Source organism: Desulfovibrio sp., from assembly GCF_019422935.1.
In the GTDB taxonomy this organism is placed as follows: Bacteria; Desulfobacterota; Desulfovibrionia; order Desulfovibrionales; family Desulfovibrionaceae; genus Desulfovibrio.
In genome coordinates, this window is sequence record NZ_JAHZCJ010000002.1 from 326,085 (window position 1) to 348,881 (window position 22,797).

General features: G+C 58.4%; 20 protein-coding genes. 9 read left to right on the top strand and 11 right to left on the bottom strand.

The genetic code is table 11. The features are described 5' to 3' along the window. Nucleotides 1-148 precede the first annotated feature (148 nt). The 5 genes from anfG to nifH all read right to left on the bottom strand — a co-directional run bounded on the left by anfG (nt 149) and on the right by nifH (nt 4,220). Complete coding sequence (anfG, locus tag QZ383_RS04550) at nt 149-502, bottom strand: Fe-only nitrogenase subunit delta (protein ID WP_291443419.1); 354 nt, start codon at nt 500-502, stop codon at nt 149-151. 47 nt (nt 503-549) lie between these two features. Next, a complete protein-coding gene (anfD, locus tag QZ383_RS04555; protein WP_291443421.1) occupies nt 550-2,100 on the bottom strand; it encodes a nitrogenase iron-iron protein, alpha chain in 1,551 nt (516 codons plus the stop codon). Nucleotides 2,101-2,240: 140 nt separating this feature from the next. Next, the gene (locus QZ383_RS04560) at nt 2,241-2,612 is read right to left on the bottom strand and encodes a P-II family nitrogen regulator (RefSeq protein WP_240823512.1); all 372 of its coding nucleotides are present in this window, start codon (nt 2,610-2,612) and stop codon (nt 2,241-2,243) included. 77 nt (nt 2,613-2,689) lie between these two features. Then, nucleotides 2,690-3,007: a P-II family nitrogen regulator gene (locus QZ383_RS04565; protein ID WP_192113562.1), complete on the bottom strand. Its 318-nt coding sequence runs from the start codon at nt 3,005-3,007 to the stop codon at nt 2,690-2,692. A gap of 385 nt (nt 3,008-3,392) precedes the next feature. Next, nucleotides 3,393-4,220 (bottom strand): nitrogenase iron protein, encoded by an 828-nt coding sequence (nifH, locus tag QZ383_RS04570; protein WP_291443425.1) that lies wholly within the window; start codon nt 4,218-4,220, stop codon nt 3,393-3,395. 552 nt (nt 4,221-4,772) lie between these two features. Here nifH and QZ383_RS04575 point away from each other — a divergent pair. After that, entirely contained in the window at nt 4,773-5,477 is a 705-nt protein-coding gene (locus QZ383_RS04575; RefSeq protein ID WP_291443427.1) for a Fe-only nitrogenase accessory AnfO family protein, read from the top strand. Nucleotides 5,478-5,533: 56 nt separating this feature from the next. On the opposite strand, the gene QZ383_RS04580 is transcribed toward QZ383_RS04575, so the two are convergent. Then, nucleotides 5,534-7,099 (bottom strand): sigma-54 dependent transcriptional regulator, encoded by a 1,566-nt coding sequence (locus tag QZ383_RS04580; protein ID WP_291443429.1) that lies wholly within the window; start codon nt 7,097-7,099, stop codon nt 5,534-5,536. Further along, nucleotides 7,096-8,568, bottom strand: a complete 1,473-nt coding sequence (locus QZ383_RS04585) for an ATP-binding protein (protein WP_291443430.1) — start codon at nt 8,566-8,568, stop codon at nt 7,096-7,098. Before QZ383_RS04585 ends, QZ383_RS04580 begins: the two co-directional genes overlap by 4 nt. 259 nt (nt 8,569-8,827) lie before the next feature. Between QZ383_RS04585 and QZ383_RS04590 the strand changes: the two genes are divergently transcribed. The 3 genes from QZ383_RS04590 (at nt 8,828) to QZ383_RS04600 (ending at nt 12,257) form a co-directional block, all read left to right on the top strand. Continuing rightward, nucleotides 8,828-9,241: a hypothetical protein gene (locus tag QZ383_RS04590; protein ID WP_291443432.1), complete on the top strand. Its 414-nt coding sequence runs from the start codon at nt 8,828-8,830 to the stop codon at nt 9,239-9,241. A 122-nt stretch (nt 9,242-9,363) separates the two neighbouring features. Beyond that, on the top strand, nt 9,364-10,434 hold the full coding sequence (locus QZ383_RS04595) for a sulfite exporter TauE/SafE family protein (RefSeq protein WP_291443434.1): 1,071 nt from the start codon (nt 9,364-9,366) through the stop codon (nt 10,432-10,434). Between the two features lie 212 nt (nt 10,435-10,646). Then, the gene (locus QZ383_RS04600; RefSeq protein WP_291443436.1) at nt 10,647-12,257 is read left to right on the top strand and encodes a GGDEF domain-containing protein; all 1,611 of its coding nucleotides are present in this window, start codon (nt 10,647-10,649) and stop codon (nt 12,255-12,257) included. Between the two features lie 70 nt (nt 12,258-12,327). Here the strand turns inward: QZ383_RS04600 and QZ383_RS04605 are convergent, their stop codons facing one another. Then, on the bottom strand, nt 12,328-14,223 hold the full coding sequence (locus QZ383_RS04605) for a sigma 54-interacting transcriptional regulator (protein ID WP_291443438.1): 1,896 nt from the start codon (nt 14,221-14,223) through the stop codon (nt 12,328-12,330). A gap of 298 nt (nt 14,224-14,521) precedes the next feature. Between QZ383_RS04605 and QZ383_RS04610 the strand changes: the two genes are divergently transcribed. The 4 genes from QZ383_RS04610 to modA (QZ383_RS04625) are packed head-to-tail and all read left to right on the top strand — an operon-like array spanning nt 14,522 to nt 19,035. After that, a complete protein-coding gene (locus QZ383_RS04610) occupies nt 14,522-16,366 on the top strand; it encodes an FAD-binding protein (protein WP_291443440.1) in 1,845 nt (614 codons plus the stop codon). Then, nucleotides 16,366-17,337, top strand: coding sequence for a succinate dehydrogenase/fumarate reductase iron-sulfur subunit (locus tag QZ383_RS04615; RefSeq protein WP_192113552.1), 972 nt, complete (start codon nt 16,366-16,368; stop codon nt 17,335-17,337). The genes QZ383_RS04610 and QZ383_RS04615 overlap by 1 nt, the downstream gene beginning before the upstream one ends. Before the next feature lie 3 nt (nt 17,338-17,340). After that, nucleotides 17,341-18,210, top strand: coding sequence for a CoB--CoM heterodisulfide reductase iron-sulfur subunit B family protein (locus tag QZ383_RS04620; RefSeq protein ID WP_291443443.1), 870 nt, complete (start codon nt 17,341-17,343; stop codon nt 18,208-18,210). 39 nt (nt 18,211-18,249) lie between these two features. After that, entirely contained in the window at nt 18,250-19,035 is a 786-nt protein-coding gene (gene modA, locus QZ383_RS04625) for a molybdate ABC transporter substrate-binding protein (RefSeq protein WP_291443445.1), read from the top strand. 119 nt (nt 19,036-19,154) lie between these two features. Here modA (QZ383_RS04625) and QZ383_RS04630 read toward each other — a convergent pair whose 3' ends face one another. From QZ383_RS04630 to modA (QZ383_RS04640), 3 genes are all read right to left on the bottom strand, one after another. Further along, the gene (locus tag QZ383_RS04630; protein ID WP_291443446.1) at nt 19,155-19,904 is read right to left on the bottom strand and encodes an ATP-binding cassette domain-containing protein; all 750 of its coding nucleotides are present in this window, start codon (nt 19,902-19,904) and stop codon (nt 19,155-19,157) included. Continuing rightward, a complete protein-coding gene (gene modB / locus QZ383_RS04635; protein WP_291443448.1) occupies nt 19,904-20,581 on the bottom strand; it encodes a molybdate ABC transporter permease subunit in 678 nt (225 codons plus the stop codon). The genes QZ383_RS04630 and modB overlap by 1 nt, the downstream gene beginning before the upstream one ends. Before the next feature lie 149 nt (nt 20,582-20,730). Beyond that, complete coding sequence (gene modA / locus QZ383_RS04640) at nt 20,731-21,498, bottom strand: molybdate ABC transporter substrate-binding protein (protein WP_291443450.1); 768 nt, start codon at nt 21,496-21,498, stop codon at nt 20,731-20,733. 154 nt (nt 21,499-21,652) lie between these two features. Here modA (QZ383_RS04640) and QZ383_RS04645 point away from each other — a divergent pair, with 154 nt between their 5' ends. Continuing rightward, complete coding sequence (locus tag QZ383_RS04645; protein WP_291443451.1) at nt 21,653-22,777, top strand: TOBE domain-containing protein; 1,125 nt, start codon at nt 21,653-21,655, stop codon at nt 22,775-22,777. Nucleotides 22,778-22,797 lie beyond the last annotated feature (20 nt).

The following is a 22,797-nucleotide window of genomic DNA, read 5'->3' on the forward strand; positions in this document are numbered from 1 at the left end:
CTGGCCCGGCGCTTGGCTGTTGTGAAAAGCAGTCTTCGGCTCCTGACAGGAACATGCCTTTCAGGCCAGGCCGCATGTATTCAAGGGATCACCCAATTTTGCCTGTGTCCGGCGGCAGAAAAGGCCCCCGGACACAGGCACGACAAACCTAATACTTGGGATCTGTCAGCTCCAGGTTCAACGAACCGTGGATGGTCAAAAAATCCAGCCGGGTTTTGGCTGCGGCCATAAGCTCGCGTATGTCGTCCTTGCCCATGCTGACGAGCCAGGGGTTTTCGCTCGTTAGGGCACGGGCCATCATGACGGCGTCCACCCAGTAGCAACGGTTTTCCGGCGATTCGATATCCGGTTCTTCGCCGCAGAGTATCTGCATGGTCTGGGTCATGATGCCCTCGTTCTGCCGTTCCCTGTCCCATGCGCGGGAGTGGAACTGCCAGAGGCACTTTTTCATGATGTAGTCGATGACGACTTCTACATTTTCGCTAGGGGTTCCGGCACTCATGCTGTTCCTCCGCAGTGGTGGGTCTGGTGTGGCTGGTCGCAGGGGGCTTACACTGCCTGTAAAAGCGGTTCGGGATAGGGCGGATATTCCTTGCCGCGCAGGTGGGTCACGCAGTCGTAGCCGCCGGAATATTCCCGCTCGCCAGCTTCGTCCTCAATATCGCGTCCGCAGACCATTTCCTGCGTCATGAAGCCGCGATCCAGCGGATACTCGTCCTTGGTAATGTCGATTTTCGCCAGCTGGTGGATGGGCGAGTACACGGCATTATAAATATCGCGGGCAAAACGCACCCAGCCCTCAAAGCCCTTCCAGGGGCCGTTGTGATAGGCGTGGGCGTTGAGGTAAGGCACCAGCACCTTTTTTGCCACTTCGCCGGGCCGCTTGCCGGTAAAGATGATGTCGGCCTTCCAGTCTTCCATGGCCTCCAGGCCTTCAAGCTCGTTGGGGTCGTCAATGGCAAGGGTGCCCACCTTGGCGCGGGCAATGCCCTTTTCAAAGTCGCCCTGATGGCCGAACTTTGAATAGATGGAAACAACGTCCAGGCCCATTTCCTTTTCAATAATGTGCGCCCAGTGCCACAGCTTGGAGCCGCCGGGCCACAGGCAGACCTTCACGCCCTTGAGACGTTTGGCGTACCAGTCAAGCTCGGGCCGCCAGCGGGCGGTTTCTTCGTCAATGATGGCTTGGGCTTCCTTTTCCAGCCCAAAAAACAGGCCGATCTTGAGCAGGGATTCGCTCACCATCTCGTGGCCGAAACCGTCAATGTCGAGGCGCGGCGTGCCGTAGCGCACACGCAGCTCGTTGCAGATGTATTCCGCCGAGCGGGCGCATTCCAGCACATTGAGCTGGGCCTTGTGCATGGCGCGCAGATCGTCGTACTTGCCGTTGCCGGTAAAGACCGAAAGAACCTGAATGCCCATGCGGCGAAAGTAGTCGCACATGATTTCCACATCGCCCTGAATGTTGTAGTCACCCACGTAGTTGATGACGTAGCGGCTCTTGATTTCAGGCTCGACCGTGCCCACCTTCTGGTTGATCCAGGCTATGTTGATCTTGTGGTGCCCGCCGGACTGGCTGGGACCGGCAAAACCGGGCGAATTGCACACAAAAATGTCAACATCGGGCATTTCTTCCATGATCTCCTGAGCCAGGGCGTTAATATCATCGCCGATGAGGGCCGAGGCGCAGGTCTGGTAAATGGTCATGCGCTTGATGTGCGGAAAAGCCTTGAAGGCCTCCTTGATGCTGTTGCGCAACTGGTCTTCCGCGCCAAAGACCACGTGCTTTTCCTTCATGTCCGAGGCGAAGGTGTACTTGAGCTGGAAGTTGCCGTCGTCGCTGATGTAGCGCTTGGTCTGCCATGTATCATAGGTACAGCCCACGGGGCCGTGGCTCAGGTGGATCACGTCCTTCATGGGCGTGCCGATCACATGCTTGGCCCCGCAAAAGGCGCAGCCACGCTCGGAAATACTGCCTGGGATCGTGTTCAGGTATCCAAGTGGCAGGCAGGTGGAGAGGTCATCGCTTTCGCCCTTGACCACTGCGTGCTTTTCCCGCTCGGGGATGCATTCGCTGCATTTGAAAAGATGGTATGGCATATCAGTATCCTATACGCGGCCTAGAGCCGTTTACGAATGAAATGAAGTAACTGCTCTGCACGGATTTTTCTGAAAATCCTTGCCGCGAAATGCGCGCAGGCTTTGCCTGCCGTAAGCGAGCATTTCATGTGTTACATGCTCTAGAGTATGGCCGCCGTGCCCATTTCGCCGGTACGCACCCGCAGGGCCTGTTCAACCGGGCATACAATGATCTTGCCATCGCCGATGCCGCCCGTCTGGTTGATCTTGATGATGGTATTCACGACCCTGTCCAGCATGTTGGCGGGAACCACAATGGAGAGCAGCCGTTTGGGGACGTACATCATGCCTTTGTAGCTCCCCATGCCGCGCACAATGGGGCTTATCTCCACGGAAACTTCTTCGGCGATGCCCTTCTGCTTGCCCCGCCCGAATACGGGAATGACGCTCATGCCCGGAAAACCCATGCGGTCCAGGGCTTTTTTTGTGGCCGTCACCTTGTTGGGACGGATGATGGCGATAATCTCCTTCATGGCGAGCTCCTGAACTGTATTGCCTCAATACTGTGTGAAAGCGCCCTTGGCGGGGCACAAAAGCAACTGCGGTTGCGCTAGATGCCTTCCTGCCCGGTGCGGATGGTCAGCACCCGCTCCACCGGTGACACAAAGACCTTGCCGTCGCCAAAATTACCCGTGTTGGCATAGCTCTGCACAAGTTGGAGCACCTGATCCACGTGCTCGTCCTCCACCACCATCATGAGCAGATTCTTGGGCAGCTCGTCGTAGTGGACGCTGCCGCTGTCCAGCCCTTTCTGTTTGCCGCGCCCAAAGGCCTGAATTTTTGTCAGGGCCACAAAACCCGATGCGGCAAGCCCTTCCACCACGTTTTCGGTGCTCTCTGGACGAACGATGGCTCGTACCATTTTCATTGGCGGCTCCTTTAAAGTTGTTGCAACTGTCACTCTAGATTCACTGGGATTCAGGCCGTTAGCCGCGCTGGCACTCACACATTGCCAAAAGCGTCTTTTTATCCGTTTCAGGCTTTAGGCCGTGGTGGGCATTCCAACCTGCCAAAAGCGTCTTTTGTTCACTGGCAAGGAAAATGTCCGTTTCTGCCTTAGGCCGCATTGAGCATTCGATGCATTTTTGCTTTCCTGCAAGGATGGCGAGGCTTTTATGCAGGGAGTGTCCTCTCGCTTTAGCCGTTGCGACAACGGAAGCTACGGATAAAGACAGCAACGCTACGGTACTCGACCGGAATAAAAGGCGAGCCAGACGCAGCAGGGAACGAAAAGGTGCGAATGCCCACGCGGCCTAGTCGGAAATGCCGTATTTTACGACCATCGCCTCCAACTGATCCATCGACAGCGGCTGGGGAATGACGAAATTCTGGTTATTGATGATCTTTTCTGCCAGCTCGCTGTATTCCTTGGCCTGATTCTGGCTGTCGTCGTATTCGGTCACGGTTTTTTTGTTGAATTCGGCCTTTTGCACGATGTTGTCGCGGGGTACAAAGTGAATCATCTGCGTGCCGATGGAGGCGGTGAATTCTTCAAGAAATTCCCTTTCGCGATCCACGTTGCGGCTATTGCAGATGATGCCGCCAAGGCGCACGCCGCTCTGCTTGGCGTACTTGAGCAGGCCCTTGCAGATGTTGTTTGCGGCGTAGATGGCCATCATTTCGCCAGAAGCCACGATATAGACCTCCTGCGCCTTGCCGTCGCGGATGGGCATGGCAAAACCGCCGCACACCACGTCGCCGAGCACGTCAAAGAACACGAAATCAAGATCGTCAGTGTACGCGCCCTGATTTTCCATCAGGTCGATGGCCGTGATAACGCCTCGGCCAGCACAGCCCACGCCCGGTTCGGGCCCGCCAGATTCCACGCAGAGGATCTCGTGAAAACCCTTCTTGACCACCTTGTCCAGGGTCACCTTTTCCGCACCCACAGCGCGCAGGGTGTCCATGAGTGATTCCTGCGGCTTGCCGCCCAGAATCAGGCGGGTGGAGTCGGCCTTGGGGTCGCAGCCATGGATGAAAATTTTCTTCCCGTGAAAATGGGCCATGGCCGCAGCCGTGTTCTGGGTTGTGGTGGACTTGCCGATGCCGCCCTTTCCGTAAATGGCTATCTTGCGAGGCATAACGCATTCTCCCGCCGTCTTCCGGCTGTTTTGACCAGGGACAAGGCGTCTCTGGCACCGTGTATGCCCCTCTTGTGCATCGGCTGTGCTATTGTGGAAGATTTTAAATTTAACATTTTAAAACAAATAGTTATGAAAACTATGCTTAATCACGCTTTGCAACATGCGTACGCAAGCGTACAAAGCACCGCTTTTTTGGACAGATTGGTACATTTAACAAATATATATGTAATTTCATTATGTTACTAAATCACACTTTCAAATATTTACGTGACCATGAACAATATATAAAATTTGTAATACACTAATTTATTTAACTTTATATACAATCAGCAATCACTCCCGCTTTGTTATCGAGTCATAACTCTGTACGCAGGTGGAACGTACCTGCCCAACAGTGAGGGCAGACATAGCGCGCACACGGGCACACACAATAATAGTGTTATTATTTAAACATATTACGAATAACTATTTTCAAGCGCATGGATATTGCACACGCCCCCACGAAAGGCCGGACTGCTTCGAGGCCCTGCCACAACAGACGGAGAGCGTATGCAAGGTTTACTCGATGGCTCGCGGATTGCGGTTTTTCATGATGATCTGGGCGCATTGGCTGCGCCCACGGCGGCCAGCGCAGTGGCGGTTTACGTGCGGAACGAACACGACTGGAGCGAAGACAAGAGGCACAGCTTCAGCCTGACCCAAGGCGCTGGTCTGAGCGAACTGCGCGAGCAGATGCAAACGCTTGCCGCCAACCTGGGGGACTGCCGCATTGTGGTGGGGGCTGAAGACCACGGCGCGCCATACGGCGTTCTGGACAAGATGGGATTTTACATCTGTATGATGGACAGATTTGAGGCAGAAGCTCTGGAAGGCGTGCGCAAGGGCGTGTTGGCGGCGGTGCAGCAGGCGACCCGCCCACAGTGCGGCATGCTGCCCACCAGCAGACCGCGAGAAATAGCACCGAGGCGCTTTTTTCTGGATATGTGCGAGGCCAAGCTCACCGATCCTCTGTTCACAGCCAGAGAATCCATTTTGGTATTTGTTGAAACCACGCCCTTTGAGCAGTTGCAGATCAAATGCGATCACGAACCGCGCTGGCTGCCCAGCTTTGCGCTGGTGACGGGGCTTGAAATGGAAAAGGAAGAGCTGGAATCAGGCCTCATGTTGGTGACGGTGCGCCAGCCAGCAGACCGCAATGCCGATGCCTTGCTGGGGCAAAAGTGGTTTGACGGCACGGGCTGTTCTTGCGGTTAAAGTCCGGCTGGAAGCAGCAATGCGCACGCATGCCCCAAGGATGGGGCGGGTGTACCTTATACGCCGTACTCCCGCAGCTTCCGCCACAGGGATGAGCGGCTGATGCCCAACATGTCCGCGGCCAGCGTGCGGTTGTCGCCAGCCAGCTCAAGGGCGTGCAAAATGTGCTGTTTTTCCATCTCTGCCAGCGGAACAAGCGGTGTCGATGCGTCCGGTGCTGGCGCGGCTGGCACCGATGCACATGGTGGTGTTGCCTGGGGGCAAACCGGGGTAACGGCGGCGGCATCCTCCTGTCGGACGGCGGCGGTAGAAGAACCGGGATTGCGGACGGACAGGCGGGCTGCAACCTCGGAAACTTCCGGGGGCAAATGCGCCAGCCCTATGCTGCCGCCCGGCGGGCAAAACACCGCCGCCCGCTCGAGAATATTGGCAAGTTCGCGCACGTTGCCGGGGAAGGGATACTGCCGCAGGGCATCAAGTGCGTCATCTTCAATATCCAGCGGCACGGCCCCGCCCTGTTCCGCCAGCCGCGCAAGAAAATATCGGGCCAGCAGGGGGATGTCCTCTGCCCTGCTGCGCAGGGGAGGCAATTCCTGCGTGACCACGGCCACGCGGTAGTACAGGTCGCGCCGGAAGCGCCCGGCCTCCACCTCTTCCTTGAGGTTGCGGTTGGTGGCGGCGATAATGCGTACGTCCACGGGTATGTCCACGGTGCCACCCACGCGGCGAAGGTTCTGCTCCTGCAAAACACGCAGCAGCTTGACCTGCATGCCCGGCGGCATTTCACCCATCTCATCCAGAAACAGCGTACCGCCGCTTGCGGCCTCAAACAGACCTTCCTTGCGCCGCACCGCGCCGGAAAATGCCCCCTGTTCATGCCCGAAAAGCTCGCTTTCGAGCAGTTCCGGCGAGAGCGCGCCGCAGTTGATCGCCAAAAAACGCCGCCTCGCCCGCTGGCTCTGGGCATGCATGGTGCGGGCAGCCAGCTCCTTGCCCGTACCTGTTTCACCTTGCAGCAGCACGGCCACATCTGTGGGGGCCAGACGCATGAGCGCCTGCCGCAGACCGCACATAGCTGGCGATATGCCCACCATTTCCGGCACGGAGCCGCTTGCCTCAAGCTGGGCGCGCATCTGGGCGACCTGCTGACGCAGGCGGCGCTTTTCCAGCGCCCGCGCCACCAGCATGCGCGCTTCTTCCAGCGAGTACGGCTTGGCCAGATAATGAAAAGCCCCCAGCCGCATGGCCTCCACGGCGCTTTCAATCATGGGGTAGCCCGTGACCATGATGACTTCCACATCCGGCTTGCTGGAGCGTACCGCCTTGAGCACTTCCATGCCGTTCATGCCCGCCATGGCGATATCGGTGATGACCACGTCAAAATCCTGCTCGGCCAGCAGTTTCAGGCCTTCTTCGCCGCTGCCTGCCTGAGCCGATTCATGCCCGCCGCGCTCCAGAGCGCGCGCAAGGTTGGCGCGGGCCATGCGCTCATCGTCAATGATCAGCAACCGGCCACCGCCGCCAGCACGCTGCGCGGCGTCAAGCCCGTGGCCGTGCCGGACTTCGCCGGGGTTTGCCTGTGCGGGGGGGTGTTCCGAAAGCCGGAATCGTTCCGTAGTCATGCCTCTGCTCCTGAACCGTCTGCGTCATGCCGCGCCGCAAGGGGCAGCCGCACCGTAAAACACGCCCCTTGCCCCGGTTGGCTCTGCACTTCGAGCGTTCCATTGTGCTTGCCCACAATGCCAAAGGCTACGGACAAACCAAGGCCCGTCCCCTCGCCCACGGGCTTGAGGCTGAAAAAAGGATCAAACACCCGGCCAAGGTTCTCGGGTTCAATGCCCTTGCCAGAGTCGCGCACGCGCAGCTCCGCCATACTCGCCGATTCGTCCACAGAGGCGGTGATATGCACTTCACCCTTGCCGTTCATGGCCTGAGCCGCATTGAGCAGGAGGTTGATCAGCACCTCCTGCATGCGTTGGGCGTCCACGGGCAGTTGCAGCCCTTCAGGCACGTCCACCGTTATCTGCACCGCAGCGCCCATATCGTGCCGCACCAGGCCAACGGCCCTGCGCACAAGGCCGGACAGATCATGCAGGGCAACGGTAAAGGGCCGGTCACGCGCAAAATCCAGCAGGCCGCGCACAATATCGCGGGCGCGAACAACCTCGGCCTGAATTTCATCCAGCTGCGCCGTCACGTCTTCCGCTGTGGGCATGGGGCGCAACCCCTGACGGGCATCGTTGACATCCTCGCCGAGCAGCTGACAGCCAACGGAAATATTGTTGAGGGGATTGTTCAACTGGTGGGCCACGCCGGAGGTCAGCACGCCGAGAGAAGCCAGCTTTTTTTCCTGCAACAGCAGGGCGTGACGCTTTTCCAGCTCCGCCGCCATGCCGTCAAGCGTCTGGAGCACATGGCGCGCTTCTTCCTCAAGCTGCGGCGGGGGCGGCGGCAGGGGCATGCCCGCGCCAACGCTGCGCGCGGCCCTTTCAATGGCCCCAAGGGCGCGCATGATGTGCCTGCCGATAAGCCATGCAAAAGCCACCCCGCAGGCCAGCAGGGCCGCAATGGCCCCCAGCAGCTGGGCGCGCAGATCCCCCACGGCGGTAAAAATTCCCTGACGCATGCGGCGCACCGCCGAATCAGCCAGTTCGCTCAGGCGCTGCCCCTGATCGGTGAGCGCAGCGCCGTCTGTGAGCTGATCTTCCAGCAGGGCCTCATAGGTGCCGATGCCTTCCAGCAGCAGGTCGAGGTTATGGTGCGCGCCGTCGCCCACCCGGCGGCCCATTGCGGCGTTATAATCCTGCCCCACTGATGTGGCCCGCTCCCGCGCCAGTTCCACAAAACTGCGCAGGGCAAGCAGATCGCCCTTTCTGCCGGGGAAAAGTTGCAGGTTCTTTTCATACCTGCGCATCTCGAGCACGTCGCTGCGCAGGTCGTCCACCATATCGATCAGGCGGGCCGCCCTGTCAATGCGCCCCAGATCATAGCAGGCAATACCGCCCAAAAGCAGCAGCATGGCCAGAAACAGGCCCGTGCCCACGGCAATCTTGCCGCGAATGGTATGCCAGATGGAAAAATGCGGAAGCATGCCTCACCCCCGCAGGCGCAAGAATTTACACCTGCGCCCGACGCCGTTTCAATTTGCAACAGCGTATAGAAATAAAACAAAGCTGACAAGCCCTGGCCTGCAACAACTTGCGGCCCTTGCCCCCTTGAACATGTCAGAATGAAACAGTTCGTGAGCAGCATGCCGCGCAGCACAATCTACATAAATTCATATAATTTCAGCATGTTACATATTGAACTTTTTGGCACAATAGTTGTAATCGCCAGCACAGGAGGCCGACATGAACACCCTGCAAAAAACGATGGAAAACTGGTTTACCGCTGTGGCATATGCCGATGCCGGGCAACCCGGCTGGACAGACGATTTGTGGACTCTGAACGGCAAGTGCGAAAGCCCGGCGCTGAAGCAGACCCTGCTTTACGGAGCTGGCAGCATTATCATTTACGTGCTGGCTTTTAGCAATGCCGATGCCTTTGCCGCCCTCTGCGCCAAGGGTGGCCTGTGGACAGCCCTGCCCATCGCCTCGGTGCTGCTGCTCTCATACGTGCACGGACACTTTGCCGGAGCCCTCTGGGAATTGTGCGGCATTACCGGTGTGCAAAAGAAGAGCGCGCAAACAACCGCAAAGGCTGCAACCCGTCAGAGCGCCGCGCCTGCCCCCCGGCTAGACACCACTGCCGTGGTTCACGGCTAACCGACCGTTTTTCTCAAGTCCGGGCCGCGCCGCCCGGCTCAATTTTTTGTTCAGCGGCGGCATGTCTGGCCTTGCGCCAGTGCACAACAGTACGCCCAGGCAGCCTGCCAGCCGGAGGTAACATGGATCTGCTCAGTCTTGACCCGTCCCAGTTCATCACTCTCACGCCTGTTTCCGTGGTCTTTCTGCTGGCCGTGGGATTTGTGGGCGGGCTTGTAAGCGGCTTTATCGGTTCCGGCGGGGCCTTTATTCTCACGCCGGGCATGATGGGCCTGGGTGTGCCCGGCGCCGTGGCTGTTGCCAGCAACATGTGCCACAAGTTCCCCAAGGCCATGGTGGGCGCCATCAAGCGCTACCGCTTCGGTCAGGTGGATGTAAAACTGGGCATGGTTATCGCCGCCACAGCGGGCATCGGCGTACAGATTGGCATCCGCATTCAGCGTTTTATTCTGGAAAACTGGGGCCAGGCCGGCTCTGATCTTTACGTCAGCGTTTCCTTTGTGGTGGTGCTGGTTGTGGTGGGCAGCTATATTCTCAAGGATGCCCTGCACTCCAGCCATTCTGGCAAGGAAGATGACGAAAGCACGCCGCCCCTTGCCCAAAAGTTGCAGGCCATCAACCTGCCGCCCATGATATCCTTTCCCAAATCCGGCTTGCGTATTTCGCTGTGGTTTACCCTGCCCGTGGGCATCGCCACCGGCATGCTGGCCGCCACCATTGCCGTGGGCGGATTCGTGGGCGTGCCGGGGCTTATCTATGTGATCGGCGTACCCGGGCTCATTGCATCGGGCACAGAACTGGTCACGGCTTTTGTCATGGGCCTGTGCGGCTCGGTCAACTGGGCCATGCACGGCATGATAGACATCCGCCTCGTCTTTATCATCCTGGCTGGCTCCCTGCTTGGCGTGCAGCTTGGCGCCATCGGCACCACCTACGTCAAGCCCATCATGATCAAGTACGTTATGGCCGCCATCATGCTTATTGTTGCCGCAAGCCGCATTGTTGCCCTGCCGGGCTACCTCAGCGCGCTGGGGCTTATCCAGATGGGGCCGGGAATTCTCTATCTGCTCAAGGTCGTGAGCTTCATAACCATGTGCGCCGGATTGCTCGTTGGCGCGGGCATGATCCTTGGCGGCATGTGGCGCGGGCAAAAACGCAACCGCAAAGAAGCGGCGCTGGGCAGCGTGGCCTGAAGCGTCTCCCGCAAACAAATTCCAATAACATCTTCTCCTCAAACCCTATAGCAAAAGGGGGGTGCATTGCGTCTGCACCCCCCTTTTATTTTTTTAGTCAAAGGCTGTAAGCGGACAGTTGGCCCCATTGCCTATTTCCTGATTTTCTGTATGCTTTCATAATCACCATAATATTTTGTCAGCTTTTCTGCCATCCCTTCGCAGGAGGAGCCATGCGCATATTCACGCGCAGCCTCAAGACGCAGTTTATTGAGGCATTCACGCTGCTTATCCTGCTGTCATCATGCTTTCTTGCGGCCATAACCGGGCGCGAAGCCAGCAGCGAGGCCCGCTACGAACGCGGCCTGTTGCTGACAAACCGCGTGCAATCCCTTGCCAAGGCCCTTGATCAGTCCATGTGGTTCTGGATCAAGGAGGTGGACACCCTGCGTCATACGGTGGGGCTGATCGGCGGCGATATGAAAAAAGCATCCATCGCCGTGAACCGCTTGCAGGACACTATGCCCGCCTTTGCCTGGATCGGACTCATGAATCCCCAAGGCAAGGTTCTGGTAGCCACCGATGGCGTGCTGGAAGGAACCGATCTTTCCATCTGCGCCATCTTCCGCCAGGGCAAAAACGGCCTCTTTGTGGGCGATGTGCGCAAGGCATCCCTGCTTGCCCAACTGCTGCCCCACCCGGAAAACGGCCCGCTGAAATTTGTGGACATCAGCATGCCCATTGGCGAGGGCGAGCTGAAAGACTGGGTTCTGGTAGCCCATCTGAGCTGGGCATGGGCCAGAGAGGTGGAGGAATTCATCCTTTCGGGCGAAGGGTCGGATACCAACACCAAAATCATGGTTCTCGGTGCAGACGGCAGCGTCATCCTGGGCGGCGACAACAATGAAAAACCGCTGGCCTTGCCCCTGCTGCAAGACCTTGAACACTCCACTTCAGCCTGGGCCGTTGAAACATGGCCCGATGGCATTGCCTATCTCACGGCTGCCGTGAGCTGCACGGGATTCAAAGACTACGATGGATTGCAGTGGAGCGTGGTGGCGCGGCAATCGCTCGATGCCGCCTACGAACCAGTGCGTCGCCTTGTGGCGCGCATTCTTGTGGCTGGCCTCTTGCTTGCGGTGCTTTTTGCGCTGGTTGCCGGATACATCGCCCAGCGCACCATTGCCCCCCTCAAGGCGCTTACCGCTGCCGCAGACCGGCTCAGCCGGGGCGAGAGCGTCACCATTCCGCGCAATCGGGGCATACGCGAAATTGAGGTACTTTCAGCCTCCTTGTCCACCCTGGTCGAAAACCTCACCCGCACAGAAAAAGACCGAAACCGCATCCAGCATACCGCAGAGCGTGATGCCCTCACAGGCCTGCTGAACAGACACGGACTGGCTGCACGCATTGAAGAGGCCATGCCCAGCCTGATGCAAAACCAGGGGCTGGTCGAACTGCTGTACATGGATCTGGACGGCTTTAAACCAATCAACGATGCGCATGGGCACCACGTGGGCGATGCCGTGCTGACCATTCTGGGGCAGCGCCTTACGCGCTGCCTGCGCAAGGATGATGTGCTGGTGCGACTTGGGGGCGATGAATTTCTGGCCCTGCTCGGCCATACCAGGGGCACGCCAGACATACTGCGCACCATCAACCGCATCCGTGAGGATGTGGGAGCGCCCATTTCCGTTGACGGCCTGATGCTGCGCATCGGCATCAGCATAGGGCACGCCACATGGCACTGCGCAAACGAATCTGTTGAAGATGCGCTCAAACGGGCCGACAGCGAACTTTACATGGCCAAACGGATGTCAAAAGCTTCGCAGGAAGTGCTGTAGCTCTTTGCTGTCAGCAGGTTCCAGCCTGCGGCAGAGCCTCCCGCTGAAATCCCGGCACCCCGCTTTTCCCTCAGTCCATATCCTTGCACAGACGCCACAGCGTACTGCGGCTGATGCCCAGCTGGGCCGCTGCCCGAACCTTTGAATTGTCGCACTCATGCAGCGCCTCGCGCACACGCTCGGGGGTGAGGGATTTGCGCTGCATGGCGACAGCTTTTGAGGCCTGCGGGAAACCGGGATGGCGCAGTTCTTCAAGCAGGCGTTCTCCAACAGCGGCATCATAGCCATGCGGTGAAACAACCGTCAGCCTTTCAGCCACTGTGCGCAGCTGGCGCACATTGCCCGGCCATGGCAGGGCCTGCAAGGCCCGAACAAAGGCTTCGGGCAGTTGCAGGCGCGGCCGTTGCTCCGCTTCATACTGCGTGCAAAACTCCTGCAAAAAAGCCTCTGCAAGCAGGGGAATATCTTCCTTCCGCTCCCGTAGCGGGGGAATGTGCAACGGCAGCACATGCAGCCGGTAGTACAGATCTTCCCGTAGCCTTCCTTCGGCAACATCCAGCCACAGATCGCTGTTGGCGGCGGCAATGATACGCACATCAGCCGGAACAACCACGTTGCTGCCAAGGCGCATGATTTCTTTTTCTTGCAGCACGCGCAGCAGGCGTGTCTGAAACGAAAGCGAAATGGTTCCCACCTCGTCCAGAAACAGGGTGCCACCCTGCGCCAGCTCAAAAATACCGATCTTTCCGCCTCTGCGCCCGCCGGTAAACGTACCTTCGGCATAGCCAAAAAGTTCGCTTTCCAGCAGGGATTCTGGCATGGCCGCGCAGTTCAGCGACACAAAGGGGCCGAGCCTGCGGGGGGATGCATTGTGTATACCCTGCGCCAGAATTTCCTTGCCCGTGCCGCTTTCGCCGGTAATGCACACGCCTGCTTCCGAGGAGGCATACAGCCGGGCCTGCTCCAGAAGCGACTCCACGACGCTGCTGGTGTGCAAAAAATCCTCAAGTGTATAGCGCGCCCTGAATCCCCGATTGTAGGCCTGTCGGACTCTCTCCTCCGCCTGAAGGATGCGCGAGGCAGGCTGCATGCTGAAGACCGCACCGGCAGGTTTTTTACCCACGCGGATGGGGATGGTGTTGACGATAAACTGCTCGCGATGCTTGCTGGCCGCCGTCACATTGTGCAGGGGTTCGTGCCGTTCATGGGCGCTGGCAAGGGGCAAAGCGGGGAATACGCTGCTGACGGGCGTGCCAATGACGTTGAGTTCATTGACCTGGAGCATGCTGCAGGCCTGGGGATTGATTTCCTCAATGGCGCCGCGCTCGTCCACGGCCAGAATGCCTTCAGAAATCCCGTCAAGAATGCTGCGGTAGCGTTCTTTTTCCTTAAGAGTCTTGCGCCTTGTCTGCACAACGTTAACGATGCTGTCAAAAAAGCTGGCGGGTATTTCGGGCTGCTCATGCAGATCAACAAAGGGCAGACCGCATTTTTGGGCCGCCCTGCGGGTAATATCGCCGCCAATAATAACTTCAAGCCCCCGTTGCTGGGCTTGCACCACGCCTTTTTCAAGACTGGGCTTGTCGCTGTACAGGATGATCTCCGGCTGAAACCCCAGCAATTCCTCGCACAGAGCCAGGTTGCACTCTCCGGTGCGTATCTGGGTAATGCCAATGCGCCGCCCCATGGTTGAAGCTTTTTTGAGCGCCCGCAGCTGATTGGCCGTGGTATCCGGCAAGGCCACCACGGGCACGGAAAGCTGACGCAGAATATAGGCCGTCCCCCTGCGGGACAGGATAACTTCAACCCCCTGCTCCTCAATGATCTGCCGCACTGGTTCAACGGCATCCTCAAGATCGAAGACCGCCTCCACAAGCCGACAGGGCTTGTCCTCCAGCACCTTGCGAACAGTGTTCACATTGCGTTGCGATGAAAAAACCAGACCGATCACTGGGGGAGTGTTCATGCGTGCTCCTTGCTGCTCCGAAGCATAGGCTGCAAGCTGAGCGGACGCAAGTTTCAGTACGTTTAAAAAAACACATGAAACGTTTCTGAAACGTTTTTACTACTCCGCAGGGGCTGGAGAAGCGACATAGCGCACACCGACGAAAAAATATTCATATCAATCTATTTTTATTGATAAAATATAAAAGCTCCAACTCATTGTTTGCACAGTCTGTATGAGCTTGCGCTTTTTGGCACAAAACTTGTTAAAGGTGGACACTTGTAAATTCCCGCTTTGTTTACTGCATCTGGAGGAAACAATGTCAGACAAGAAACTGTTCATGAACCGACGCACCTTCATCAAGGCCTCGGTGGTCACGGCAGGCGCCCTGACCTTCACCTTCGGCCTGGGTGGGCTTGGTTCCTCCCTTTGGGCCGCCAACAACAAACCTATGCTGGATTTTGACATCATTGTCGTTGGCTCCGGCGGTGCTGGCCTGCGCGCGGCGGTTTCCGCCATGGAGGCCAACCCCAAGGCCCGGGTTTGCGTGGTCGCCAAAACCATGCCCACCCGCTGCGCTACAGCCATGGCCGAGGGCGGCATCAACGGCGTCATTGATTTCAGCAAGGGCGATTCTTACGACCTGCACGCCTTTGATACTGTCAAAGGCGGCGACTACCTTGTGGATCAGGACGCGGTGCTGGATTTCTGCGAAGAGGCAGGCCGCACCATCCACGCTCTTGATTACCTTGGCATGCCTTTTTCGCGCGACGATGCCGGCGCGCCCAAGGCGCGCTATGCTGGCGGCGCGTCCAAGGTCCGGTGTATCTACTCTGCCGACAAAACCGGCCACATTGTCATCCAGACCCTGTTTGCCGAGGCCCTTACGCGCGGAGTCAAGTTCCTCATGGATTACCAGCTGCTTGACATTGGCAAGGGCAATGGCGCGTTGGAGGGCGTTGTGCTGCGCAACATCCGCACTGGCGAGATCATGCCCGTGCGGGCCAAGGCTGTTATTATGGCAAGCGGCGGCTATAGCCGGGTATACTGGAACCGTTCGTCAACGCCCTACGTGGCGACAGGCGACGGGCCTGCGGCAGCCCTGCGCGCGGGGGTTCCTATAAAAGACCCCGAAATGACGCAGTTTCACCCCACAGGCGTTGTGCACGGCGGCGTGCTCATTACAGAAGCAGCCCGCGGCGAAGGCGGTTATCTGGTCAACCGCCTGGGCGAACGTTTTATGTCCCGCTACGCCAAGGATCGCATGGAGCTGGCCCCCCGCGACATCGTATCCCGCTCCATCGAATCGGAAATTCTCGCTGGCCGGGCCTTTGGCGAGGGCATGGAGGCCTATGTCTACCTTGATCTGCGCCACCTGGGCGAAGCCAAGATCGACAAGGATCTGCCGCTGATCCGCCACATCGGCAAGCTTTTTGAGGGCATCGATCTCGCCAAGGAACCCATGATCATCAGGCCCACGGCCCACTACTGCATGGGCGGCATTGACGTGCTGAACTATCGCCAGATGAACACGCTCCTGCCGGGGCTTTACGCCGCCGGAGAGGCGTCCAATGTGTCCATTCACGGGGCCAACCGCCTTGGCGGCAATTCACTGGCCGAGGCTTCCGCCACCGGCAACTGGGCAGGGCAGGGGGCCGCCGCCTACGCCAAGGGGGCATCGCCCGCAGCCGAGGGCAAAAATCTGCTCGAACTCTGCAGCAAGTGGACGGACCATTACGCCAAGGTTACGGCCCGCACTGCCAAGACAGACATTTTTGCCATCCGCGAACGCCTTGGCGAGGTCATGTGGGACAACATGGGCATCTTCCGCACCGAAGACAATATGCGCCAGGCCGCCAACGAGCTGGATTCCCTGTCAAGGGCCTATGAAGACGCCAGCGTACCTTGCACCAATCCTGGCTACAACACGCTTTACACACAGTATGTGGAGCTGGGCAATCTGCTCACCTGCGCCAAGGCGGCCACCTTTGCCGCAAGGGCCAGACAGGAATCACGCGGGGCGCACTGCCGTACAGATTTTCCCAGGCGCGATGACGAGCGCTTTCTCAAGCACTCGCTCGTTACCCTGGCGGACGGCGGCATGAAGCTGGACTGGCGCGATGTGAGCATTATCAAATTCAAGCCTCAGGAGCGTAAGTACTGATGAGCGACGCAGTATTCATAGTTATTGAGCGTTTTGATGGAAAAAAACGGTACTCGCAGGAGTACACGCTGGCCCGCGCGGACGTTCACAATAAAACAGTGCTCAGCACCCTGATTTTTATCAAGGAGCATCTGGACCCGACGCTGAACTTTACCGCGGCCTGCCGCATGGCCATTTGCGGCGCTTGCGGCGTCAGACTTAACGGGCAACCCATCATCGCCTGCGACACCAGCATGGAAGATCAGTTGGCCCTGTATGCCACCAACAGGGTTACCATTGCGCCACTTGCCAATTTCAAGGTTATTTCAGACCTGGTGGTGGATTGGGAACCCGCGCTTGAAAATCTGCGCAAGGTTCACCCTTCGCTTATGGCCCGCAAAGAGTTTTCCAAGGAAAAAGGCTGCCGACAAAGCGCTGGCGACATGGAAAAAATTGCAGACATGTGGGACTGCATTCTTTGCGGATGCTGCGCATCGTCCTGCAACAAACTTTCCGTCAACCGGGCAGACTATCTGGAGCCCTTTGTCTTCAACATCGCCGCTCGCATGTCGGTGGATTCGCGCAGCAAAGACCCCATGATTCACGCCAAGCCAGCTTTTGACAACGGCCTGTGGAAATGCGTGCACTGTCAGGAATGCGCCAACGTATGCCCCAAACATATCAAGCCGGTGGAAGGCATAAGCATAATGCGCAATATCACCGTGAACCGGGGGCTCAATCAGGGCAAAGGGCCGGAGCATGCCGAAGCCTTCTTGACCGACATGCGCGACACGGGCCGCCTTAACGAAATGAAAATGGCCCTGCGCACAGAAGGCGTAACCGCCATGACCAGAGTTGGCCTTGCCGTCAACCTGCTGCGTCGCGGCAAGGTTCACCCCACAGAACTTTTGGGCAATGACCCCATCAAGGGGCAGGCCGATTTTGTCCGCATTCTTGATCTGGCAAAAGCTGATGCCAAGGGTAAGGAGTAAAACATGCTGAAGCGTTATGCTTTTTTTCCAGGCTGTGTGCTGAATGCCGCCGCCAGCGAAGCACGTACAGCCCTGGAGGCCAGTGCAAAACTGCTGGACGTGGAACTGGTGGAGATACCGGGCTGGAGCTGTTGCGGCGCATCGCATGTGCAGGACATAGCTCCTAATGAGGCTCTGGCCGCCAATGCCCGCAATCTGGCGTTGGGCGAACAGATCGGCGCTCCGGTTATCACCGCGTGCAGCACCTGCTCCCTCATGCTGCGCACCGCCAAGTCCGAGCTTGATCATGGCAAAAAAGATCAGGCAAACCGCTGGCTTTCGCCCGCCAATCTTGAATACAAAGGCACTGCGGAAGTAACCACCCTTCTGTGGGAACTCGCCAAAGACCTGCCCGCCCTCAAGGCAAAGGTCAAAAAGCCCCTCGCAGGGCTGAACGTGGCCTGCTTTTATGGCTGCCACAGCATACGGCCCGAACCCATCATGAACTTTGAAAGCTCTCGCGTGCCGCACAGCCTGGAAGATATCGTCGTTGCTCTGGGCGCTACGCCGGTGCCCTATGCCCGCCGACTCGACTGCTGCGGTTTCCATGCGGTGTACCCGGCAGAACATGATGCCATGGTGATGATCTCGTCACTGGTTACAGACGCCGCCAAAGCCAGGGCCCACTGCGTTGTATCGCCCTGCCCCCTGTGCCAGATGCAACTGGACATGTATCAGGGCAATGCTGCTGACGTGACAGGCAGCAATGCCTCGGTGCCCGCGCTGCACCTGCCGCAATTGCTGGCTATTGCACTGGGAGCCGCGCCTGATTCTCTGGGCCTGGACAGGCTCATTGTGGCCCCCGATGGGCTGAAAAAAGTTCTTTCGCTGTAGCAGACAGCGCCATCAATCATAATCGTACCAAGGGGAAGCATGATGAAAATGATACTCAGGTCTGTATGTCTGACTGTATGCGGCACGGTTTTACTGGCCCTTGCGAGCCTTGCCAGCGCTGCTGAAATCAGCGTTGTCAGCTCCGGCGGCTTTGCAGCCGCCTACAAGGCGCTTTGCCCGGAGTTTGAAAAAGCCACGGGGGATACCCTCAAATCCGCGTGGGGACCGTCCATGGGCGATACCCACAACGCCATACCCCAACGCCTGGAACGCGGAGAGGCCATTGACGTGGTCATCATGGTGGGCAATTCGCTCGACAAGCTGGTCAAGGAAGGCAAGGTCGATCCGTCAAGTACGGTACTGCTGGCACGCTCCAAAGTTGCTCTGGCTGTAAAGGCAGGAGCGCCCTCCCCTGATATCTCGACCGTAGAAGCCCTGAAGCAGACCATGCTCAAGGCCAAAAGCATTGCCTATTCCGACAGCGCCAGCGGCACCTATATCGCCAAGGTTCTGATTCCCAAGCTGGGCCTTGCGGACGCCCTCAAGGACAAGGCCCACATGATCCCTGCGGAGCCTGTGGGCAAGGTGGTAGCCCGTGGCGAAGCCGAGATCGGTTTTCAGCAGCTCAGCGAACTCAAGCCCATTGAAGGTATCCATATTGTGGGTCTGATCCCCGAAGCCGTGCAGGAAGTAACGCTGTTCTCCGCCGGCATGGTCAAGGGGGCCAAAAACCCTGAAGGTGCCAAGGCCCTGCTGAAGTACCTCGCTTCACCCCAATCTTCCAAGATTATTGACGACACAGGCCTGGAAGCGGCCAACCGCTAAACATTTGTCCATAACGCAAAAGGCCCCTGTCCGTCATGCGAGCAGGGGCTTTTTGCATATAAAGGGCATCGGGGTTGAACCTGAGCCTGCAAATCATCCGACAAACTTTTGCGCGCCGTTCACGCCCAGACCTGTTCTTGCAAATGCCGCAGGCACTTGCCCGCTGTGGCAAAATTCTTGCGCAGATCGGCATAGTCCGGCACCGTGCGCGCGCCGCCACGGTCATAGAGCACAAGGCCGCCAGCAAAGGTATCCACATCGTCAGGGTCGTGACTGATAATCACGGCGGGGATTGTCAGGTCATCCATCAGTTCAAGCAGTTCTTCGCGCAGGCGCTCACGCAGCAGGGGATCAAGCGCGGAAAAAGGCTCATCAAGCAGCAGGAGCAAGGGGTCTGCATTGAGCGCCCGCGCCAGAGCCGCGCGCTGCCGCTGCCCGCCGGATATCTGCGATGGCAGGTGGGCCGCCAGATGCCCGATGCCCAAGCGTTCCAGCATGGCCTGCGCCTTGTCGCGCTCCTCGCCGCACACCTTCCAGGGCCAGCAGCCCGTGCGCGGATAGGCCACGTTCTGCAACAGGCTCAGGTGCGGAAACAGGGCGTAATCCTGAAACATATAGCCGATGCGCCGCTTCTGCACAGAAACAAACACGCCTTGCGCAGCATCGTACAAGGTGCAGTCGCCAATGCGGATGTGGCCTGCGTCGGGCCTTGTCAGCCCCGCCAGACACTGCATGGTCAGCGACTTGCCGGAACCGGATGGGCCAAAAAGCACCGCGCACTTGTGCTCGTCGCCGATCTCGTAGCCCACGTCCAGATTGAAGGGCGTGACTCCATTTTTGAAACTTTTTACCAACCGCAACGAGATCATCAGCGCCGCCCCTTGAGTTTCACAAGCAGTTCCGCCGCCATCAGCAGAGTCACGCACACGGCGGAGGTAATGAACACAAGCCAGGAGGCCTGGAGGTCATTGCCCGCCTGAAAGGCATCGTAGATGGCGAGGGCCAGAGTCTGGGTTTTGCCGGGTATATTGCCCGCAATCATCAGGGTTGCGCCAAATTCGCCCATGCCGCGCGCAAAGGCCAGCATGATGCCCGCAAAAATCCCCTTCCAGGCCAAGGGCAGCGACACGCTGATAAATACCCGCCATTCCGAGGCTCCAAGCGTGCGGGCCGCGTCTTCCAGATGTTTGTCCACCTGCTCCAGGGCCGCGCGGGCTGACTTGTAGATGAGCGGAAACACCACAACAGTGGCTGCGACCACAGCCCCCTGCCAGGAAAAAATCAGATTGATGCCCAGTTCCGCCAGCCCATGTCCAAAAACGCCGCGCCGTCCCACCAGCAAGATAAGATAGTAGCCCAGCACTGTGGGGGGCAGCACCAGCGGCAGCGAACACAGGGCGTCCAGCAGCGCGGGCATGGGGCCTTTTTTGCGGGCCAGCCGCCAGGCCGCCAGCGTTGCCACAACAAAGGAAACAGCCGTAGCCGCCCCTGCCACGCGCAACGAAAGCTCCAGCGGACTCCAGATAAACGCCAGGTCAAAATCCATTTCCAACTCTGCCCCCTGCCACTGAACGGATCCGTTGATGCGTAAAAAACACTGAAGACGGTTGCCGCTTCTGCCAAAACGGCAACCGCCAATAAGCACAATCCATCATTGCAGGCCCGCGCGCAAGGGCACGGGCACGCCTTCATGCTCTAGGGCTTGGAGAAACCGTACTTGGCAAGCACGGCCTGCCCTTCGGGCGAAAGCACAAAGTTCAGAAACTCCTGGCCCATTTTGGCATCCTTGCCAGTGGTGGCAACGGCGATGGGATAGCTCACGGGGTCGTGACCTTCCACAATCATGACCACTTCAACCTTGTCCGCCAGCTGCTTGGCATCGGTGCGGTAAACAAAACCGGCATCAACCTCGCCACGGGCCACATAATCCAGCACCTGACGCACGCTGTTGCCCAGGATAAGCTGGGGCTGCACGGCTTCCCACAATTTGGCGGTGTTCAGCGCGTCCTTGGTGTAACGCCCGGCGGGCACGGAATCGGGATTGCCGATGGCAACGCGCTTGAAGGCCTTGATGTCTTCAAGTTTGGCGGGCTTTTTGGAGCCAGCGGGCACGATAAGCACTAGGTCGTTGAGCGCAAAATTCTTGCGCGTAGCGGGGTCAACAACCTTGGCGGCCACGGCCTTGTCCATGGTGCCCTGGTCGGCAGAAGCAAAAACGTCTACTGGCGCACCTTCCTGGATCTGCTTGAGCAGCGGATTGGAGGCAGCATAATTGGTGTGCACCTGCAAGCCGGTGTGCTTCTTTTCAAACACGCCCTTGATTTCGTTAAAGGCATTGGTAAGGCTGGCAGCGGCAGAAACGGTCATTTCCGCAGCCTGAACGGGAAGGCTGAGCAGGGCCACGCACCCCAGCGCCAAAGCTATGCGGCAAAAGGCCCCACGAACGTATGCAGTCTTTTTCATGAAATTCCTCCGTGCGCCAGAAGCGCGGTTTGTACGCCAACAGTACAGAACCCTTGAAGGCGAGCAATACAGTCACGTTTTTTGATGAAAGCGTGAACACTGTACAACAAAAGGGTTTTACTTGTATAAGGCAGGAAAACTGACGGGAATCAGCATGGAAAAAAACAAAAACCGTGAGGAAATGGCTGCGCTTTTGCGCTCCCTCTCTTCCGCAGACAGGGCATGGCTGCGCCAACGCCTTATGCGGCGGGACTCTGCCGCTCTGCTGCAGGATACAGGACGCATCAGCCCGCGCGAGCTTCTGGCCGTGGAAACATGGCTGTGGGAACGGGCCAGCGCTGCCCGTGGCCCGCGCGAAAAACGCCCCCGCCTGCGCATGTGGCTGATTTTCATGCTGCTGCGCTATGCGGCCCTGCGGCTTGTGGAAATTTTTGAGATCATGCCCGCACATCTTGATTTTCAGGACGGCGTTATCCATGTGCCGGGCAGCAACGATGCCCCCGGGCGCGAGGTTCCCCTGCCGCTTACCATCAGCCGCCGCCTCAGGCGCGTGCTGGAAGACCCGGCGCTGTTTCCTGAAACCCGCGAGCTCATGCGCTGCGATGCCAGTTATGTGCGCCGCTGCCTGCAACAGTGCGGTGCGGCATGCGGCCTGCCCAAGGGCCTTTTGAGCGCCCGCGCCCTGCGCCATACCCGCGCCCTTGAGCTGGGCAGACAAGGCCTGCCCCTGCCCGTTGTGGATATTTTTCTTGGCCGGCGATCCGCGCCCGGCCAGAGCGGCATTGTCCGCTGCGACCCGCAGGAGGCCAAACGCCTGCTGCGCGAACAACTGCAAAGGGAGCGACCCATGAAAACCAGTGCGCGCAACGTCTTTCAGGGGCGCATAACCTCATTGCGCCAAAGCGGGCTGCTGGTCGAAGTGGTGCTGCGCACCGCAGGCGGCCTGCGCGTGGCCTCGCTCATTACGGACGAAAGCGCCAAGACCCTGGCCCTCAATGAGGGCAAGCTGGTCAATGCCAGCATCAAGGCACCCTGGGTGCTGGTGCAGGGGGGTGAACTCTCGCCCAAAAGTTCCCCTCCGGCGGAGAACTGCTTTACCGGCGTGGTGGAAAGGGTGCGGGAAGATGAAATGGTGGCCGAAATTCTGGTGGCGCTTGGCGAAGGCAGTCAGGTCTGCGCCCTGCGCAACCGTGGGCCGGAAAACCCCATCAATCTTGTGGCCGGGCAGACTGTAACGGTATTTTTCAAGGCTTTTTCCGTCATTCTCACCGTAGATTAGCCAGAAACTCACAAATAAAG

Excerpts from the sequence above, each read along its gene's own strand:
- anfG (WP_291443419.1), bottom strand. The coding sequence starts at position 502 with ATGAGTGCCGGAACCCCTAGCGAAAATGTAGAAGTCGTCATCGACTAC.
- anfD (WP_291443421.1), bottom strand. The coding sequence starts at position 2,100 with ATGCCATACCATCTTTTCAAATGCAGCGAATGCATCCCCGAGCGGGAA.
- QZ383_RS04560 (WP_240823512.1), bottom strand. The coding sequence starts at position 2,612 with ATGAAGGAGATTATCGCCATCATCCGTCCCAACAAGGTGACGGCCACA.
- QZ383_RS04565 (WP_192113562.1), bottom strand. The coding sequence starts at position 3,007 with ATGAAAATGGTACGAGCCATCGTTCGTCCAGAGAGCACCGAAAACGTG.
- nifH (WP_291443425.1), bottom strand. The coding sequence starts at position 4,220 with ATGCCTCGCAAGATAGCCATTTACGGAAAGGGCGGCATCGGCAAGTCC.
- QZ383_RS04575 (WP_291443427.1), top strand. The coding sequence starts at position 4,773 with ATGCAAGGTTTACTCGATGGCTCGCGGATTGCGGTTTTTCATGATGAT.
- QZ383_RS04580 (WP_291443429.1), bottom strand. The coding sequence starts at position 7,099 with ATGACTACGGAACGATTCCGGCTTTCGGAACACCCCCCCGCACAGGCA.
- QZ383_RS04585 (WP_291443430.1), bottom strand. The coding sequence starts at position 8,568 with ATGCTTCCGCATTTTTCCATCTGGCATACCATTCGCGGCAAGATTGCC.
- QZ383_RS04590 (WP_291443432.1), top strand. The coding sequence starts at position 8,828 with ATGAACACCCTGCAAAAAACGATGGAAAACTGGTTTACCGCTGTGGCA.
- QZ383_RS04595 (WP_291443434.1), top strand. The coding sequence starts at position 9,364 with ATGGATCTGCTCAGTCTTGACCCGTCCCAGTTCATCACTCTCACGCCT.
- QZ383_RS04600 (WP_291443436.1), top strand. The coding sequence starts at position 10,647 with ATGCGCATATTCACGCGCAGCCTCAAGACGCAGTTTATTGAGGCATTC.
- QZ383_RS04605 (WP_291443438.1), bottom strand. The coding sequence starts at position 14,223 with ATGAACACTCCCCCAGTGATCGGTCTGGTTTTTTCATCGCAACGCAAT.
- QZ383_RS04610 (WP_291443440.1), top strand. The coding sequence starts at position 14,522 with ATGTCAGACAAGAAACTGTTCATGAACCGACGCACCTTCATCAAGGCC.
- QZ383_RS04615 (WP_192113552.1), top strand. The coding sequence starts at position 16,366 with ATGAGCGACGCAGTATTCATAGTTATTGAGCGTTTTGATGGAAAAAAA.
- QZ383_RS04620 (WP_291443443.1), top strand. The coding sequence starts at position 17,341 with ATGCTGAAGCGTTATGCTTTTTTTCCAGGCTGTGTGCTGAATGCCGCC.
- modA (WP_291443445.1), top strand. The coding sequence starts at position 18,250 with ATGATGAAAATGATACTCAGGTCTGTATGTCTGACTGTATGCGGCACG.
- QZ383_RS04630 (WP_291443446.1), bottom strand. The coding sequence starts at position 19,904 with ATGATCTCGTTGCGGTTGGTAAAAAGTTTCAAAAATGGAGTCACGCCC.
- modB (WP_291443448.1), bottom strand. The coding sequence starts at position 20,581 with ATGGATTTTGACCTGGCGTTTATCTGGAGTCCGCTGGAGCTTTCGTTG.
- modA (WP_291443450.1), bottom strand. The coding sequence starts at position 21,498 with ATGAAAAAGACTGCATACGTTCGTGGGGCCTTTTGCCGCATAGCTTTG.
- QZ383_RS04645 (WP_291443451.1), top strand. The coding sequence starts at position 21,653 with ATGGAAAAAAACAAAAACCGTGAGGAAATGGCTGCGCTTTTGCGCTCC.